This window comes from Leptospira ellinghausenii (genome assembly GCF_003114815.1).
Lineage (GTDB): Bacteria > Spirochaetota > Leptospiria > Leptospirales > Leptospiraceae > Leptospira_A > Leptospira_A ellinghausenii.
In genome coordinates, this window is sequence record NZ_BFAZ01000008.1 from 80,086 (window position 1) to 95,758 (window position 15,673).

Sequence of the window (15,673 nt, forward strand, 5' to 3'; positions counted from 1 at the left end):
TCACCTGTTTTCTTTCATTTTCGGAAACCTTAAAAATCTCCTTGAAAACTTATTTTTTATTTTTGCAAACTTTGCAATAAATCATCAGCAATTTGAGACGCAGTCAATCGGTAATGCTCTAAAATTTGGTTCCTTTCCCCGTGGTGGATTGGTTCCAAAGGGAGGGCAAATGTTTTTAAGAACTTACCAATGAGATGATTTGGAATTTCGTTCAAAAGATAACCAGATGCCCCTGCGTGGAGGTAACTTTCATCCAAAATCACAAATTTTTGGGTGGATTCGATGCATTTGTGGACCAAGTCCGAATCATAAGGACGTAACCAAAAAAGATCGATTACTGTTGTTGTAATCCCTTTTGATTTGAGGATCTCTGCAACTTGTTTGGCAATGGGTAACATAAATCCAAGTGATAATATGAGTAAATCTTTTCCTTCAGACACAAGCCTAGCTTTCCCTTTGTTGACTTGGTTTGGTGACTCAAACTTTAACTCACGTAAGTCGCCGTTGTCTTTTGGAAAACGAATCGCGATCGGATGTTCCGTATAGTCTTTCATGAAATGAAGGCTATCTATGATATCCTGTGCTGAACTTGGGACCATAATGTCCATATTGGGTAGGCCAGCCAAATATCCTAGATCAGACAAACCTTGGTGGGTCTCACCATCGGGCCCTACAATACCAGCACGATCGATGACAAATCGCACGGGTAGGTTCATGAGAGATACATCTTCCACCAATTGGTCCATTGCTCTCGTTAAAAACGTAGAATAAATACACATAAAGGGAATCGCACCACCATTTGTCATCGCTCCCGCAAATGCGACTGAGTGTTGTTCGGCGATACCTACATCAAAAGTATGGTTGGGATAAGTTTCCTGATAATCACGTAACCCGGAACCTTCAATCATTGCAGGTGTAATCACTGCAATTCGTTTGTCCATGTTCGTTAAATCGATGAGAGTTTTTCCTACGATTTTTGAGAGCCCAATTTTATTGGCATCTGCAGATGCCATTTTACCTGACTCTTTGTTAAATGGGGTCACACCATGGTATTTGATAGGATCGGCTTCTGCAGGTTTGTATCCTTTTCCTTTTTGTGTGAGAACATGGAGAAGGATTGGTCCTTGGATTTTGGAAAGGTTTTGTAACATCTGAACCACTCGGTTCACATCATGACCATCGATGGGACCAAAATAGGTAAACCCAAGGTCTTCAAAAAGTCCACCTGGACGCATCATAAAATGTTTAAACGAAGTCTCCATATTATGAGCTAATGCTTGTAAGGCTGGACCAATCAATGGGATCCATTTTAAGAAACCATAAAATGCAGTTTTACCCTTATTATAAACCTGAGACGAGATGATTCGATTGAGATAATTGGAAATAGAACCAACATTTTTGGAAATAGACATATAATTGTCATTTAGGATGACAAGCATATTCGGTTTAATATGACCACCATGATTCATGGCTTCGAGAGCCATACCTGTTGCAATCGATGCATCACCAATGACTGCGGCAACTTTGTAATTCTCACCCATGAGATCACGTGCACATGCTTCTCCTAAGGCTTGAGATATGGATGTCCCTGCATGTCCAGTGTTGTATAAATCGTACTCAGATTCTTCACGTTTAGGAAATCCAGAGAGGCCTAACCATTTGCGGACAGTGGGCAGTTCTTTTTTTCGTCCAGTGAGGATTTTATGAGGGTAGGTTTGGTGGCCAACATCCCATATGATTTTGTCTTTAGGAGTCTGGAAGACGTAGTGGAGGGCAACTGTGAGTTCCACTACTCCTAGGTTACTAGCAAAATGCCCTCCCACGTCAGAGAGGGTATCGATGATGTATTCCCTGACGTCTTGGCAGACGGCAGGGAGGTCTGTTTCCTTTAGGTTTCTAAGGTCTTCTGGGAAATTGATTTTGTCGAGATATGGGTACGATGGCATTGAAACTTCATGTTGCCGCCTTTTGGAGAGGCCGCTTCATTTTCTCCATATCTTCTGGGTTTGTGATTCCAAGCAATTCGTAAATCCGAACAGGTTGGGTTTTTCCTTTTACACGCACCAAATCAAGTTCTCTTGTCACAACTCGGTCTTTCACTTTTTCATAGGTGTATTCCGAGATGATGATATTTGTGGTGTACATTTTATTGGAACCTTCCAAACGGGATCCTAAGTTGATTGTATCACCCATACAAGTGTATTCCATCCTATGAGATGATCCCATGTTTCCCACAACAGCAGGGCCTGAATTGAGACCACAACCGATGTCGATCACAGGGACATTTCGTTCTGCCCATTTTTGTTGCAGCACTTTTAAGTGGTCAAGTTGTGCAAGTGCAGCCACACAAGCATAATAAGCATGGTCTTCCAATGGCACTGGAGCACCCCAGAATGCCATGATCGCATCTCCCATGTATTTATCGATGGTTCCCTTATATTCAATGATGAGGTCTGTCATAGCAGAAAGATACTCATTGAGTAATTTCACCAAATCTTCTGGACCCAATTGTTCAGAGATCGTTGTGAACCCTCGAACGTCAGAGAAAAAGATCGTGATTTCTCGTTTGGATCCACCGAGAGCTAAATTGTCAGGGTGTTTGAGGAGTTCATCCACAACGTCTTTGGATACGAATTTGGAGAAGGTTTGACGAATGTATTTTACGTTTTCTTCTTCCGTTAAAATTCTAAATCCAATGATGGCAACAAAGACAACTATCTGTTCTATGGTAACAGAAGGTAATACTGTGATGAGATTGAAAGTTTGGAAAATATAAAGTGCAGCGATTACATACAATAATAACTGCGTTAACATAATAGCAAAACCAATGTGAGTTTTAACACGTGGTTGCAAAAATCCAATCATCACACCAAGCCCAACATAAATCAAAAAGATTCCCCAGTTTGGCATTGTGGACAAAAAGTCTTGGTTTAAGATTGTGTTCACTGCATGAGCGTGGTGTTCAATTCCGGACATATCACCAAACGGAGATAAGTGGGAGTCTTTCGAAGCTCCACGACCAGTTGCATAGTACATCGCAACTAGGAATATTTTATTGTTAATTTGATTTGCTTCGAGTAATTCTGGATTCCAATCATTTGTGACTTCGAAAATTTCATTTTGTTTGAATGAATACCTTCCTCCCACATAATTGATTTCCATTTGTCCTTCCCAATCAATGGGAATCACCACTTCTCTTTTTTCGTTTGGAATGTGCATTACATCACGTTCTTCAAACTTACGAGCTTTGACATTGAATTCGCGGATGATTTTATTTGGGATATTTTTAAGTTTTACATAATGTCCCATGTTAACTTCTACATCACTTTGTACATTGATACCATAGTATTGGCAAACAATGAGTAAGTCAATGGATGGGAAGTATTCTGTTTCTCTATCCCGTCCTGAATTATAAACTTTCACCACAAGAGGCATTTTGCGGTTCAAACCAGATTCATCTTTTTTAACGTTCGCAAAACCGAGACCAGCTGATAATTCACCGATTGGTTCGATAGGAGGTTGAGGAAATTTTACCCAGGATATCCCTCCATCATTTTCATCGATGACATTCTTTAATTGGAACTTACGTAAGATATCAATCCGTTTTTCTAGATTGAGAACTGCTTCCTTAGATTCTGCGCTGACTTCCATAGGGTAGTCAAATAAAACATTGCGATTTTTTTGCAATGCAGTGACCATCTCTTCTGTTTGGCCGGGTTTATAATCCACAAAGAAAATATCGAACATAAGAATGTTGTTTGAGTCTTTAAACGTTTCGATGATATCTGCATAATAACTCCAAGGAAGTGGCCAAGTACCTTGTAACTTTTCAAGTGACTCAGTTGTGATACCAATGATGTTGATATCCTTTCTTGCTTTTGCAGGAGGATTGTATTGAATGTATTCAATTCTACCTGTATCTCCCTCACTTTCTGTTTTTGTATTGGATCCCCGCAAAAATTGAAAACGAAACGAAACGGAATTTTCTTCTAACTCTTTGAGAGGTTGGAATGTATTGACCATCGTATACATAAAGATGGCAATTACATAGGACAGCCAGATTGCACCTGACTTTTGTTTGTCTTTGGAAACTTTTTCAATGATTTTGTAAACAAAATAGGAAGAAGTGAGGAGTAAAAGCATCCCACCAATCAGGAAGGAATATTCATATACCCATCCTGTCATGACAACAGATACGATCACACCGAGTGACCCAAGGGTGGCAACAGCAATGCTGAGGTAATCCAAAATCGAAAGCGATTTTGATTCTTTGTCGGACATAGAGCCTCTTTATTCGTTTAGGAATTTCCGACCATTTTCTCGGATTTTTTAAAGAGACTCAAATGTTTTTGAGTGATTTGGGAAAAAAATTTAGGGAATGGCAACCCGAATCTTGGCAATGTATTCTGCCAAAGCTTGTTTTGCTTTGGGAAATTCATGTCCATTTTCTTCAATGATCCTTTGGATGGCAGATCCGATGATGATTCCATCCGCATAGCCAGAAATTTGACCCGCTTGGTCTGGTGTGGAGATACCAAACCCGGCACAAATTGGCAATTGGATGGTTTCTTTTAGAAACCGAATCCTTTCTTTCAAATCAACTGAGAACTCGCGGCGTTCGCCAGTCACACCAAAGGAAGTAACATAGTAAATAAAACCTGTAGATGTTTTTTTCAATGCTTCAATTCGTTTTTTAGTCGAAGCTGGTGTGACCAAATGGATGAGATCCATATCTCGTTTTCTTAGTTCTTGGAATAAAACTTCACTTTCTTTGGTATCAAAAGGTAAATCAGGGATCACAAGTCCGACAACCCCAGAATCTTTTGCCTGGTTCAAAAAATCTTCAATCCCACAGTGAAAGATTGGATTGAAGTAAGTTAAGTAAACGAGAGGTACGTCTTTTTTGTGTCGGTGAATTTCTTTAGTCACTCGAAAGATTTCAGAAAAGGAAAATTTGTTTTTCAAAGATCTCGCAACTGCTCTTTGGATCACAGGACCATCTGCAACTGGATCAGAAAACGGAATCCCTAATTCTAAAATATCAGCACCATTGTCTAAAATCGTTTTTCCAAATTCGATGGAATCATTATAATTTGGGTCTCCAAGCGTAAAATACGGAATAAACGCAGATTTTATTTTTCCACTTTCAAAAAGATCTTTTATTTTACTCATTTACTCTTTTCACCTAACAAACGAAGCACTTCCGTAACATCCTTATCACCACGACCAGACAGACAAATGATAAGATCTTTCTTTTTCCCTAAATCTTTTGCAACGTCTCTTGCTACATGAAATGCATGAGCTGTTTCGAGAGCAGGAATGATTCCTTCAGTCCTTGTCACCTCCAAAAAGCAATCTAGCGCTTGTTCGTCGGTAACCATTCGATAATCCACGCGTTTTGATTGGGACAGAAAAGCATGTTCGGGACCAACACCGGGATAATCTAAACCAGCGGAAACAGAATGTGCGGGTACAATTTGACCTGCTTCATCTTGGATGATGAGAGTTTTTGTTCCATGCAAAAAACCAGTTTTGCCATAGGTTAAAGTGGCAGAATGTTCGCCAGGTTTTGGACCAAGTCCACCAGCTTCTGCACCATAAATAGCAACATGTTTGTCCTTTAAAAATGCAGTGAACATCCCAATCGCATTTGATCCACCTCCCACACAGGCAACAATGGCATTAGGGAGTTTATGGTTTTGTTTTTTAAACTGTGACCTCGCTTCTTTTCCAATCACAGCTTGTAAATCACGTACGATTGTAGGGAATGGATGAGGTCCGATGGCAGATCCAACAATATAATGAGTTGTTGAAACATTGAGAGCCCAATCACGCATGGCCTCACTTGTTGCTTCTTTGAGAGTGGCTTCCCCAGCAGTAACTGGTAATATTTTTGCACCTAACATCTCTATTTTTTTGGCATTCAAGTTTTGTCTTTCGACATCAACTGCTCCCATATAAACAACAGTTTCCATACCAAACATAGCACCGACTGTAGCCGTAGCAAGGCCATGTTGGCCTGCACCAGTTTCTGCAATAATTCTTTTTTTGCCCATAAATTTTGCAATTAACGCTTGTCCGATGGCATTATTAATTTTATGAGCACCAGTATGATTAAGATCTTCTCTTTTTAACCAGATACGTGCACCTCCCCAATGTTTGGTGAGACGTTCTGCAAAAGTTAAAGGACTCGGTCTTCCGACATAGTTGCTTAAGTAAAATTCTAATTCTTTTTTGAATTTTTTACTTTTCTTTAACTTGTGATAGGTGGATTCTAGCTCTTCAAGAGCTTCTGTTAGAATTTCTGGTGCGTATCGACCGCCAAATTCTCCAAAATATCCAGGTTGGTTTTTGCCCATATATCCTAAGATAGAGGGATAGGTGAATATGAAAACTGCTTCTTTTGGGGGAGGTGGGGAGTTCGGGGATTTTTAAGAAGATTTCCCCGCCCTAATCGAACTGGGTGGGGTTATCCACCCGCCACCCAATGACCTTTGTTTATCACAGAAGCCGATTTTGATCTACAAGTTCCTTTGCTCACTAAAAAAATTCTTGGGAAAAGTTCATGTTCCCGCGAGAGTTACATCCTTTTGAATGGAATCTTCGAGGGTGGCGATTTTTTCCTGTAGGTTCTTGACGAGATCTTCGTTTGTCGTAAAAGAAATGGTCTCTTCCACCATGGACTTACGATCAAGAATTGTGATCTCATTTTTCTCCAAAAACCCTTTTCCTAATGTGATTCGGATGGGGAATCCGATGAGCTCAGAATCTTTAAATTTAAATCCAGGACCAAGGTCACGATCATCCCACAACACTTCAATGCCAGCCGCGACAAGTGCCTTGTAGATGGATTCAATTTTTGCGATATCATCAGGATTTTTGGCAATACTCACCAAACAAACCGTAAACGGTGCGATGGAGATTGGCCAAAAAATTCCTTTGTCATCATTACATTGTTCGATCACAGTTGCCATACATCGGTTCACACCAATCCCATAACAACCCATGGTTGTGGTAGTAGCCTTTCCTTTGTCATTCAGAACTGTAATATCAAATGCTTTGGAATACTTTTGGCCTAGTTTAAAAATATGACCTACTTCAATCCCCTTCTCGGCCGTTAAGCCAGTTTCGCAGGAAGGACAAGGGTCACCTACTTTTGCTTGGGAAACATCGATCTTAGTCACTTCCTCTTCTTTGAAAAAAGAAGAGAGTTGAACACCCGCTATGTGGTGATCAATTTCATTTGCACCAGCAATATAGGCAAAATTCCAATCGAGTAAGGAATCAATGTAAATTTTAAGCGATTCTGATTTTGGAAAACCTGGTCCGATGAATCCAGGAACAAGTCCTAGTTTTTCCATTTCCGCTGGGCCCATCGGTCTTAGCTCATTGCAACCCAAATGGTTTTTTAATTTGTTTTCGTTTAGTTCGCGATCCCCTTCCAAAAAAACAAGGACATATTGCCCATCGGCAACAAGTGCCACTGCTTTCAAAAGATTCTCTTCTTTTGTGTTTAAAAACTCTGCGACTTCTGTGATGGATTTTTTTGCAGGAGTATGAAGTTTTCCGTTGCCATTGAACACTTGTTTGTTTGTATTTTTTTTGGGTATCACGGGAGTTTTTTCAATGTTCCCTGAATAATGGCAAGTAGGACAAATTGTGAGTGTTTCTTCTCCAATTTGTGAAACGACCATAAATTCTTCCGAGGCAGAACCACCCATATTCCCTGAGTCCGCTTGCACAGGAATCGTGGAAAGTCCCATGCCTGCAAAAATCCTACGATAGGTTTTACGCATCGTTTGATACGTTTTATCCAAGGATTCATCATCTAAATGAAAAGAATACGCATCTTTCATTGTAAATTCACGAGAGCGGATGACACCAAACCGAGGGCGGATTTCATCCCGGAACTTTGTGTGAATTTGGTATACATTGATCGGAAGGTCTTTGTAGGAGCGAACCATTGGTTTTACAAGCACACAAAATGATTCTTCATGTGTGGGACCAAGACAACTTTCGTTGTCATGGCGGTCTTTCAGACGAAACATCTCTTTACCCATTTTGTCCCAACGACCAGATTCTTTCCAAATTTCACTCGGTGTTAGAATCGGAAGTTGGAATTCCAAAGCACCTGCCGCATCCATTTCTTTTCTCACGATGCCTTCAATCTTACGAAGAACACGTAAACCAAGTGGTAAATAGGAGTATAGACCTGCTGCAGACTTACGGATAAGGCCTGCACGCATCATCAATTTATGAGAGGCTACCACTGCATCTTGTGGGTCTTCTTTCGCAGTTGGAATTAAATAGGAACTAGCTTTCATTTCATTTTTCTCTTTCTGGTTAACAATCTAACAATACAAAGTTTGGTTTTAAAAAATACGCATCACATCATTGAAGGAAACATAAAGTCCAAGCCCAATGAGAAAGAAAAATCCCAATCGAAAGATCGCTTCAATTGCCTTTCTTGGAAGTGGTCTTCCTGTAATCGCCTCATATGCATAGAGTACAATGTGTCCGCCGTCAGCCATAGGTATAGGAAGCAAGTTCATCACCATCAGTGCTAATGAAATTTTAGCAACAAAGTCAAGGTAAGTGACCCAACCATATTCCAAACTAATCCCAGCAATCTGCACAATCCCAATCGGACCCGACAAATTTTCTTTTGGAGACAATAACCCAGAGAACAACATACCGATCCCTTTTAGGGTCGTGGAAACGTTTTCGTATACTTTGTTCCCTGCACCGACAAGTGATGAATAAACGGTTGACTCTTTCTGTAATTTTTCGGCTTCAAATTTCATAGAAGCACGAAAGCCAAGAAGGCCTATCGGTTTCAAATTGACATCAGCAAAGTATTTCATATTGCCGATCCAAATTTCTTTTTTACCTGCATTGGATTTCAAATAGGAGGTAAAGGCATCTGCCGTTTCAAATGATTGGTTTTGGATTTTTAAATTCGAAAGTCGATTTTCGATTTCAGCATCATAACTATCCAATCGAAAATAAGGAATTCCTAATTCAGGGAATTTTGGATGTTCGATATTCCAAAATTCATACACATTGGCACCTAACACAGGGATTTGTATAGTTACTTTTTCTGTTGCCCAAGGGGTAAGAAGTGGATAGGTTTTACGTTCCACTTCAACAGGAATGGTTTTTCCTTGGTGTTTTCCAAGTTCTGTTTGTAATTCAGGAACGGTATGAACATCCACTCCCGCAACGGTTAAAATCATATCTCCGTCTTTCAAAAAAGAGAGAGCTCGACGTCGGAGGGATTTTTCCCGTTCTGCGATTTCATGTTGTTTCAGAAGTTCTTCTGGAATTTCTTCTTTTCGTTCTTCAATTTTTTCTTGGAAGTATAAAGAAGATTTATCATCTTTATCTAAAACATTCGCCATAAAGTGGCTGATTTGTTCCCCATAAGTAAAGGTTGCTACTACTCTTCTTTCTCCAAATGGCATCACCCCAATCGTAGGATGTCCACCGGCAGAATATAAATTGGGAACAATTTCGACTGTCTTAGTTTCGTTTTCCCTTTGGTAGGTGACTTGGATGGGATCACCAGAAGTTAAACTCACATTGGTAAAAATATCTTCAAAACTTTCAGTGGGTTTTCCATTGATGGATAAAATTTTGTCACCAGTGCGAAGACCAGCGTTATAAGCAGGGCTTGATACTTTGTTTGCGTCTTCAATGAAAATGCGGTTGGAAGAAGGGCTGTCTCCTGAAAGTTCCAAAATAAATAACAACAAAAAGCCTAACACTAAATTGGCGAATGGACCTCCAAGCACAGGCACCATACGACGAAGAGGTGGAGTCGCGAGCAAATCCCCTTGTTTTGGTTTTTTAGTTTTGCTATAATCATCACCACGAAATAAAACATAACCACCGATGGGTATGGCAGTGATTTGGTAGATGGTTTTGCCAATCCGTTTTTTCCAAATTCCTTTGCCATAACCTAACGAAAAGATACGTGCTTCCACACCTACTAGTTTCCCACATAAGAGGTGCCCCAATTCATGGATAAAAATCGATACAGCTAACATGAATACAGCGCCGAGTATTAATACGATCATGTAGTCACTCCCCCTTTTAAAAATTCAGATTGGATCAAATTTCGTGTTTCTTTGTCTTTTTCCAAATAACCTTCAAGGGTCTCTGGAAATTCATTTTTGACTTGGTTTAAGGCAGACTCAATGAGTCTTGGAATTGTAGTAAAAGATATTTTTTCTTCTAAAAATAACGCCACAGCTTCTTCATTCGCTGCATTAAAAATACAAGGTGCCACTCCACCTGCTTTTCCTGCTTGGTAGGCAAGTGTGAGTCCAGGGTAACGATTTGTATCTGGTGGAAAAAATTCCAAGGTTTTCCAAGTGGAAGGTTTTCGTTCTATGAGCATTTGCGGTGTTGGATTTGGATAAAATAAGGAATGTGCGATGGGATACACCATATCGGGGTGGCTTGTGTATTGCAGACAAGCGCCATCTCTCGTTTCAATGATGCCGTGAGTGAGAGACTGCGGGTGGATCACCACCTCAATCTCGTCATACGAAAACCCAAAGAGAAAATGTGCTTCAATCACTTCCAGACCTTTGTTGATCAGACCTGCCGAGTCCACAGTGATTTTCGGACCCATGGACCAAGTTGGATGGTTTAGAGCCTGTTTTACGGAAACATGTTCCAACTCTTCGATAGGTAACGTACGAAAACTTCCGCCCGATGCAGTGAGTGTAATCGCACGAATATTGGAACGAGTTTCCCTTTCAATGAGTTGGAAAAGTGCATTGTGTTCGGAATCTACAGGCACCATTAGAGTTTTGTGTTTTGCCACCAAACGATTAATCAGTGGCCCAAAGGTAACAAGCGTTTCTTTATTGGCGATGGCAATTTTTTTGCCAGCCTCAATGGCTGCAATGGTAGGAAGGACTCCCCTGGCCCCAACCACAGCAGTAACCACCACATCCACTGATGGCAATTTGACTAAGTCAATAAGAGCATGGTCTCCATACAAAATGTTTGTAGAACCAAATTTATCCCCAAACTTCCCCACTAACTTGGGATCGGTGACACAAACCACTTCGGGGGAAAATTCTGAAATGAGGATTTTTGCCACTTCCCAATTGGAGTGAACGGAAAAACTACGTAACGAAAACTGGTCTCGGAATTGCCTGAGCACCTTCACCGTGGAAGAGCCAACAGAACCTGAAATTCCTAATACCGAGACACCTACCATATATTGTTTAGACAGATCCTTAGTCGAATGATCAGACAGAGAATCCGAGGAAACCTTTGAAGAGAAAATAATAATAGATCGCAGGCACTGTAAACAGAAGGGCATCTGCTAAATCCAATACCCCACCGTGGCCCGGTATGAGACTTCCAGAATCTTTGATTTTGGCATCACGTTTCATCGCAGACTCAGCCAAATCTCCCATCACAGAAATCACTGAGATCACAAAGGATAAAATGATGGTCTCCACAATCCCAACTGGCAATTTCACACCGCTAAAGTGCTCCCATGTTACATTGAGAACTTGTGCCCCAATGACAGCCGTTAGGTTTCCAGTTACGTATCCTTCCCATGTTTTTTTCGGAGAGATTTTTAAGCCCGCTGGGTGTTTTCCAAACCAACGACCACCAAAATACGCACCCGCATCACTCATAAACGTGATCACAGAAACGAGGAAGATATAGTAAGTTCCAAACGGAAGGGCAAGGAGGAGTAAAAAATGACCAATTGGTATCGCAATGTAGATGGGACCAAGCATAGTTCCACCCACGGAAAATAATGCTCCATCTAATGGGCGTTTTAGAATTTGTAAAATCCAAACCGTGATGGAAAGAGCCACGAGTAAAAAAGGAATGGGGTGAAATCCTTCTCGGAAGAGTTTTGAAAGTTCCAAAACAAATCCAGGAGGTGTCACTTCAAACTGAAGGCCCAAAAACTGGATGTAATACACAGTAAAAATGAGTAGGGAAAACAGTAATCCCGTTCCAAAAAATGGTTTTGATTCTTCTGTTTTGCAAAATGCATACAACTCTTTGAGTCCAAGGTAAATCAATACAACTCCGAAGAGGTAAAATTCTATGAAGTACCATGAGCTATGGAAGATCATAAAGACATAGATAAAAGTAAGCACTATCGCAGACAGAATACGGAGTGTCGTTTCACTCATAACAAACCACCAAATTTACGTTTTCGAGAATCAAAAAACTGAAGAGCTTCCTCAAGTGAGGTCCTTCCAAAGTCCGGCCAAAGTGTACTCGTAAAATACATTTCTGCATATGCACTTTGCCATAAAAGAAAGTTAGAAATCCTTTGTTCTCCCGCAGTTCTGATCAATAAATCTACGGGTGGCAAAGGGGATGTATACAAATATTTTTCAAATTCTTTGGAGGAAATGGGTTTGTCCAAAGCTTCTTTTTTGGCCTTCCGTGCTGACATCACCCGGGAAAAATTACTTAAAATTTCTTCGTGACCGCCATAGTTCAAACAAAAGTTAGCTGTGAGTTTTTTATTCTTTTTGGTCACGGCCATGGCGTGGTCAATTTTGGATAAAACCGTTTTTGATAGTTTGTTCCTAGCTCCACTATGGTGGATCCGAATCCCTTTGGCATGAATGGTGTCGAGACGTGTCTCAATAAACTCGACTAACAGCCCAAAGATGGCTTGGATTTCTGTGATGGGACGTTTCCAGTTTTCTGTGGAAAAAGCATAAAGGGAGATGTTTGGAATTTTGTATTCCAAAGCCACATCCAAAAGGCGATCAATTGCATTTGCCCCTTCTCTGTGGCCTTCGGTTCTTTTTTTCCCTTGGTTTTCCGCCCACCTGCCATTTCCGTCCATGATGACAGCAATGTGGGAAGGGATTGAGTTCAACTTCATAGGAAATTAAAGAGTAGTGATCTCTTTTTCTTTTTCCTTTTCTAAATCTCCCAATTTTGCAATATAAGAATCCGTAATTTTTTGGATTTTATCTTGGTGGCCTTTGAGTTCATCTTGGGACATTTCAGATTGGTGTTTTTTTAATTCATCATTGGCATCACGGCGGATGTTACGAATCGCAACTTTTTTTTCTTCCGCTTTTTGTTTCACCACTTTCGCAAGTTCTTTACGTCTTTCCCCTGTGAGTTCAGGGATATTGATCCGAATGCTAGAACCGTCGTTATTGGGAGTGAGTCCAAGACTTGCCGCAAAAATTGCTTTTTCAATGTCTTTTAACATTCCTTTTTCAAAAGGAGTGATGAGAATGACACGTGGCTCAGGGCAGGCAATTTTTCCAAGTTGGTTGAGCGGAGTGAGGGTTCCGTAGTAGTCCACTCTTACATCTTCCACCATCATCGGACTTGCTTTTCCTGTACGAATGGTTCCAAAGTCTTTTTTTAATGCGTCAACTGTTTTGTCCATTTTGGACTGCATGGATTTTATAATTTCATCTACCATCTAGAATCACTTCCTCTGAATTGGAAATCAACGTACCAATTGGTTCCCCATCGATTAATTTTCTCAAATTACCAGCTTTAAAAATATCAAACACTATGATTGGCATATTATTATCCATACATAGACTAAGTGCTGTTGAATCCATAACCTTTAATCGGTGCTTGATGGACTCCATAAAGGAAACTTGTAAATACCTTTGTGCGTTTGCATCTTTTTTTGGATCCGCCGTGTACACACCGTCCACTTTGGTTGCTTTAAGAATCACTTCGCAGCCTACTTCCACAGCTCGTAAGGACGCAGTTGTATCTGTCGTGAAATAAGGATTCCCTGTTCCACCAGCAAAAATAATCACACGATTTTTTTCTAAATGGCGGACGGCACGTCTACGAATATAAGGTTCTGCAACGGATTTCATTTCGATGGCGGAAAGTACTCGGGTAAACATCCCTTGTTTTTCGCATGCATCTTGTAAGGCGAGTCCATTCATGATGGTACCAAGCATACCCATATAATCAGCAGTGGCACGGTCCATTCCAGACTTTGCTAAGGTTTCGCCGCGGATCATATTCCCGCCGCCAACTACCACAGCCACTTCTAGACCTAAGTCATGAACTTCTTTGATTTGTCCGGCAAGTGAGAAAGTTTTATTGGTATCAATACCAAGTTCACCCTCACCGGCGAGAGCCTCGCCGGAGATTTTAATAAGGATGCGTTTGAAACGCGGACTAGTTCCCACCTACTTGGAACCTCGAGAACCTACCAACAGTAATGTTCTCTCCAAATTTTGCAATGGCTTCTTGGAGAAGGTCATTGATGGTTTTGGAGTTGTCACGAATTGATTTTTGGTGGATGAGACAAATCTCTTCGTAGAACTTTTTCATTTTACCAGGAAGGATTTTTTCGATTTGATCCGCTTTTTTCCCTTCTTTTTCAAGAAGAGCTTTTTGTACGTTCATTTCGTTCTCAATTTCAGACTTAGGAATGGATTCTTCGTTTACATACAAAGGATTCATCGCAGTGATTTGTAACGCGATCTCTTTTCCAAGAGCTTCAAACGCTTCGTTGTTTGCCACGAAGTCAGTTTCACAGTTGAGTTCCACGAGAACTCCTGTTTTACCTGTTCCGTGAACATAAGCGATGATTTTACCTTCTCCAGTTTCGCGACCAGCACGTTTTGCCGCTTTCGCTAAACCTTTTTCTCTTAAATAAGTGACTGCTTTTTCAATATCGCCACCCTTTTCTTCGAGGGCTTTTTTGCAGTCCATCATGCCCGCGCCTGTACGTTCGCGGAGGTCTTTGATTTGTTCGGAGCTAACTGCCATTACTCTTTTCCTTCTGCTTCTGGTTTTGCTTCAGTTGTTGCTGCAGCTACTTCTGCTGCTTTTTTTGCTGCTTCTGCATCAACAGGAATGTCTTTTGCTACTGGAGGAAGTTCATCGTCCATAATGAATTTTCCAGACTCATCATACTCACCTTGGTATTCAAGAGCAAGTTGTTCTGCGTCCATATCTTCAGCAAAATTTGTTTGGATGACTTCTCCACCTGTTCCTTCGAGAACTGCATTTGCCATTGTATCAAGGAATAAGGAAATCGCACGGATCGCATCATCGTTACCGGGAATTGGGTAATCGATTGGCTCTGGATCACAGTTTGTATCAATCACAGCAAACACTTTTAAACCAAGTTTTTTTGCTTCTTTCACAGCGATTTCTTCTTTTTTAGGATCAATTACAAAAAGGATTTCAGGCACAACTGCCATATCCTTAATCCCACCCAGTGTTTGGCGGAGTTTTTCTAATTCACGTTTGAGGGATAATGCTTCTTTTTTTGTCCGAGCTTCTTGTTCGAAAGAGTTGTTCTCTTCCATTTGCTCAAGTCGTTTCAAACGAGCAATCGACTTCTTTACTGTGTTCCAGTTTGTGAGCAGTCCACCTAACCAACGATTAGATACATAGTACATACTGCACGCTTGTGCTGCTCTTTCGATGGCACCACGAGCTTGTTTTTTTGTTCCTACAAAGAGAACTTTTTTACCTTGGCCAGTTAACTTTTTCAAAGCATCATAAGCTTCTTTTGTTTTTTGAACTGTCTTTTGAAGGTCGATGATGTGGATCCCGTTACGAGCCGTATAAACATAAGGACTCATTTTTGGGTTCCAACGACGTGTTTGGTGACCGAAGTGTACGCCTGCTTCTAGCAGACTTTTCATGGAAATTACTGACATAC

The 15,673-nt window shown here is 40.7% G+C and carries 13 protein-coding genes; all 13 read right to left on the reverse strand.

Features of this window, described 5'->3' with window-relative positions; translation table 11 throughout:
- Window positions 1-56: 56 nt before the first annotated feature.
- The 13 genes from dxs to rpsB all read right to left on the reverse strand — a co-directional run bounded on the left by dxs (window position 57) and on the right by rpsB (window position 15,671).
- Complete coding sequence (gene dxs / locus DI076_RS07575; protein WP_108959340.1) at window positions 57-1,946, reverse strand: 1-deoxy-D-xylulose-5-phosphate synthase; 1,890 nt, start codon at window positions 1,944-1,946, stop codon at window positions 57-59.
- Between the two features lie 7 nt (window positions 1,947-1,953).
- Window positions 1,954-4,281: an adenylate/guanylate cyclase domain-containing protein gene (locus DI076_RS07580; protein WP_108959341.1), complete on the reverse strand. Its 2,328-nt coding sequence runs from the start codon at window positions 4,279-4,281 to the stop codon at window positions 1,954-1,956.
- 90 nt (window positions 4,282-4,371) lie between these two features.
- Entirely contained in the window at window positions 4,372-5,172 is an 801-nt protein-coding gene (gene trpA, locus DI076_RS07585) for a tryptophan synthase subunit alpha (protein ID WP_108959342.1), read from the reverse strand.
- Complete coding sequence (gene trpB, locus DI076_RS07590) at window positions 5,169-6,359, reverse strand: tryptophan synthase subunit beta (protein WP_108959343.1); 1,191 nt, start codon at window positions 6,357-6,359, stop codon at window positions 5,169-5,171. Before trpB ends, trpA begins: the two co-directional genes overlap by 4 nt.
- A gap of 204 nt (window positions 6,360-6,563) precedes the next feature.
- Window positions 6,564-8,324: a proline--tRNA ligase gene (locus DI076_RS07595; protein ID WP_108959344.1), complete on the reverse strand. Its 1,761-nt coding sequence runs from the start codon at window positions 8,322-8,324 to the stop codon at window positions 6,564-6,566.
- 48 nt (window positions 8,325-8,372) lie between these two features.
- Window positions 8,373-10,079 (reverse strand): site-2 protease family protein, encoded by a 1,707-nt coding sequence (locus DI076_RS07600; protein ID WP_108959345.1) that lies wholly within the window; start codon window positions 10,077-10,079, stop codon window positions 8,373-8,375.
- Window positions 10,076-11,236 carry a 1-deoxy-D-xylulose-5-phosphate reductoisomerase gene (gene dxr, locus DI076_RS07605; RefSeq protein WP_108959346.1) on the reverse strand — a complete coding sequence of 387 codons (1,161 nt, stop codon included), beginning with the start codon at window positions 11,234-11,236 and terminating at the stop codon, window positions 10,076-10,078. The genes DI076_RS07600 and dxr overlap by 4 nt, the downstream gene beginning before the upstream one ends.
- A gap of 31 nt (window positions 11,237-11,267) precedes the next feature.
- Window positions 11,268-12,179 carry a phosphatidate cytidylyltransferase gene (locus DI076_RS07610; protein ID WP_108959347.1) on the reverse strand — a complete coding sequence of 304 codons (912 nt, stop codon included), beginning with the start codon at window positions 12,177-12,179 and terminating at the stop codon, window positions 11,268-11,270.
- Window positions 12,176-12,889 carry an isoprenyl transferase gene (locus DI076_RS07615; protein ID WP_108959348.1) on the reverse strand — a complete coding sequence of 238 codons (714 nt, stop codon included), beginning with the start codon at window positions 12,887-12,889 and terminating at the stop codon, window positions 12,176-12,178. Before DI076_RS07615 ends, DI076_RS07610 begins: the two co-directional genes overlap by 4 nt.
- 6 nt (window positions 12,890-12,895) lie before the next feature.
- A complete protein-coding gene (gene frr / locus DI076_RS07620; protein WP_108959349.1) occupies window positions 12,896-13,447 on the reverse strand; it encodes a ribosome recycling factor in 552 nt (183 codons plus the stop codon).
- Complete coding sequence (gene pyrH, locus DI076_RS07625) at window positions 13,437-14,183, reverse strand: UMP kinase (RefSeq protein WP_108959350.1); 747 nt, start codon at window positions 14,181-14,183, stop codon at window positions 13,437-13,439. The genes frr and pyrH overlap by 11 nt, the downstream gene beginning before the upstream one ends.
- Window positions 14,173-14,769, reverse strand: a complete 597-nt coding sequence (gene tsf / locus DI076_RS07630) for a translation elongation factor Ts (RefSeq protein WP_100717690.1) — start codon at window positions 14,767-14,769, stop codon at window positions 14,173-14,175. The genes pyrH and tsf overlap by 11 nt, the downstream gene beginning before the upstream one ends.
- On the reverse strand, window positions 14,769-15,671 hold the full coding sequence (rpsB, locus tag DI076_RS07635; RefSeq protein ID WP_108959351.1) for a 30S ribosomal protein S2: 903 nt from the start codon (window positions 15,669-15,671) through the stop codon (window positions 14,769-14,771). The genes tsf and rpsB overlap by 1 nt, the downstream gene beginning before the upstream one ends.
- Between the last annotated feature and the right edge of the window lie 2 nt (window positions 15,672-15,673).

Excerpts from the sequence above, each read along its gene's own strand:
- dxs (WP_108959340.1), bottom strand. The coding sequence starts at position 1,946 with ATGCCATCGTACCCATATCTCGACAAAATCAATTTCCCAGAAGACCTT.
- DI076_RS07580 (WP_108959341.1), bottom strand. The coding sequence starts at position 4,281 with ATGTCCGACAAAGAATCAAAATCGCTTTCGATTTTGGATTACCTCAGC.
- trpA (WP_108959342.1), bottom strand. The coding sequence starts at position 5,172 with ATGAGTAAAATAAAAGATCTTTTTGAAAGTGGAAAAATAAAATCTGCG.
- trpB (WP_108959343.1), bottom strand. The coding sequence starts at position 6,359 with ATGGGCAAAAACCAACCTGGATATTTTGGAGAATTTGGCGGTCGATAC.
- DI076_RS07595 (WP_108959344.1), bottom strand. The coding sequence starts at position 8,324 with ATGAAAGCTAGTTCCTATTTAATTCCAACTGCGAAAGAAGACCCACAA.
- DI076_RS07600 (WP_108959345.1), bottom strand. The coding sequence starts at position 10,079 with ATGATCGTATTAATACTCGGCGCTGTATTCATGTTAGCTGTATCGATT.
- dxr (WP_108959346.1), bottom strand. The coding sequence starts at position 11,236 with ATGGTAGGTGTCTCGGTATTAGGAATTTCAGGTTCTGTTGGCTCTTCC.
- DI076_RS07610 (WP_108959347.1), bottom strand. The coding sequence starts at position 12,179 with ATGAGTGAAACGACACTCCGTATTCTGTCTGCGATAGTGCTTACTTTT.
- DI076_RS07615 (WP_108959348.1), bottom strand. The coding sequence starts at position 12,889 with ATGAAGTTGAACTCAATCCCTTCCCACATTGCTGTCATCATGGACGGA.
- frr (WP_108959349.1), bottom strand. The coding sequence starts at position 13,447 with ATGGTAGATGAAATTATAAAATCCATGCAGTCCAAAATGGACAAAACA.
- tsf (WP_100717690.1), bottom strand. The coding sequence starts at position 14,769 with ATGGCAGTTAGCTCCGAACAAATCAAAGACCTCCGCGAACGTACAGGC.
- rpsB (WP_108959351.1), bottom strand. The coding sequence starts at position 15,671 with ATGTCAGTAATTTCCATGAAAAGTCTGCTAGAAGCAGGCGTACACTTC.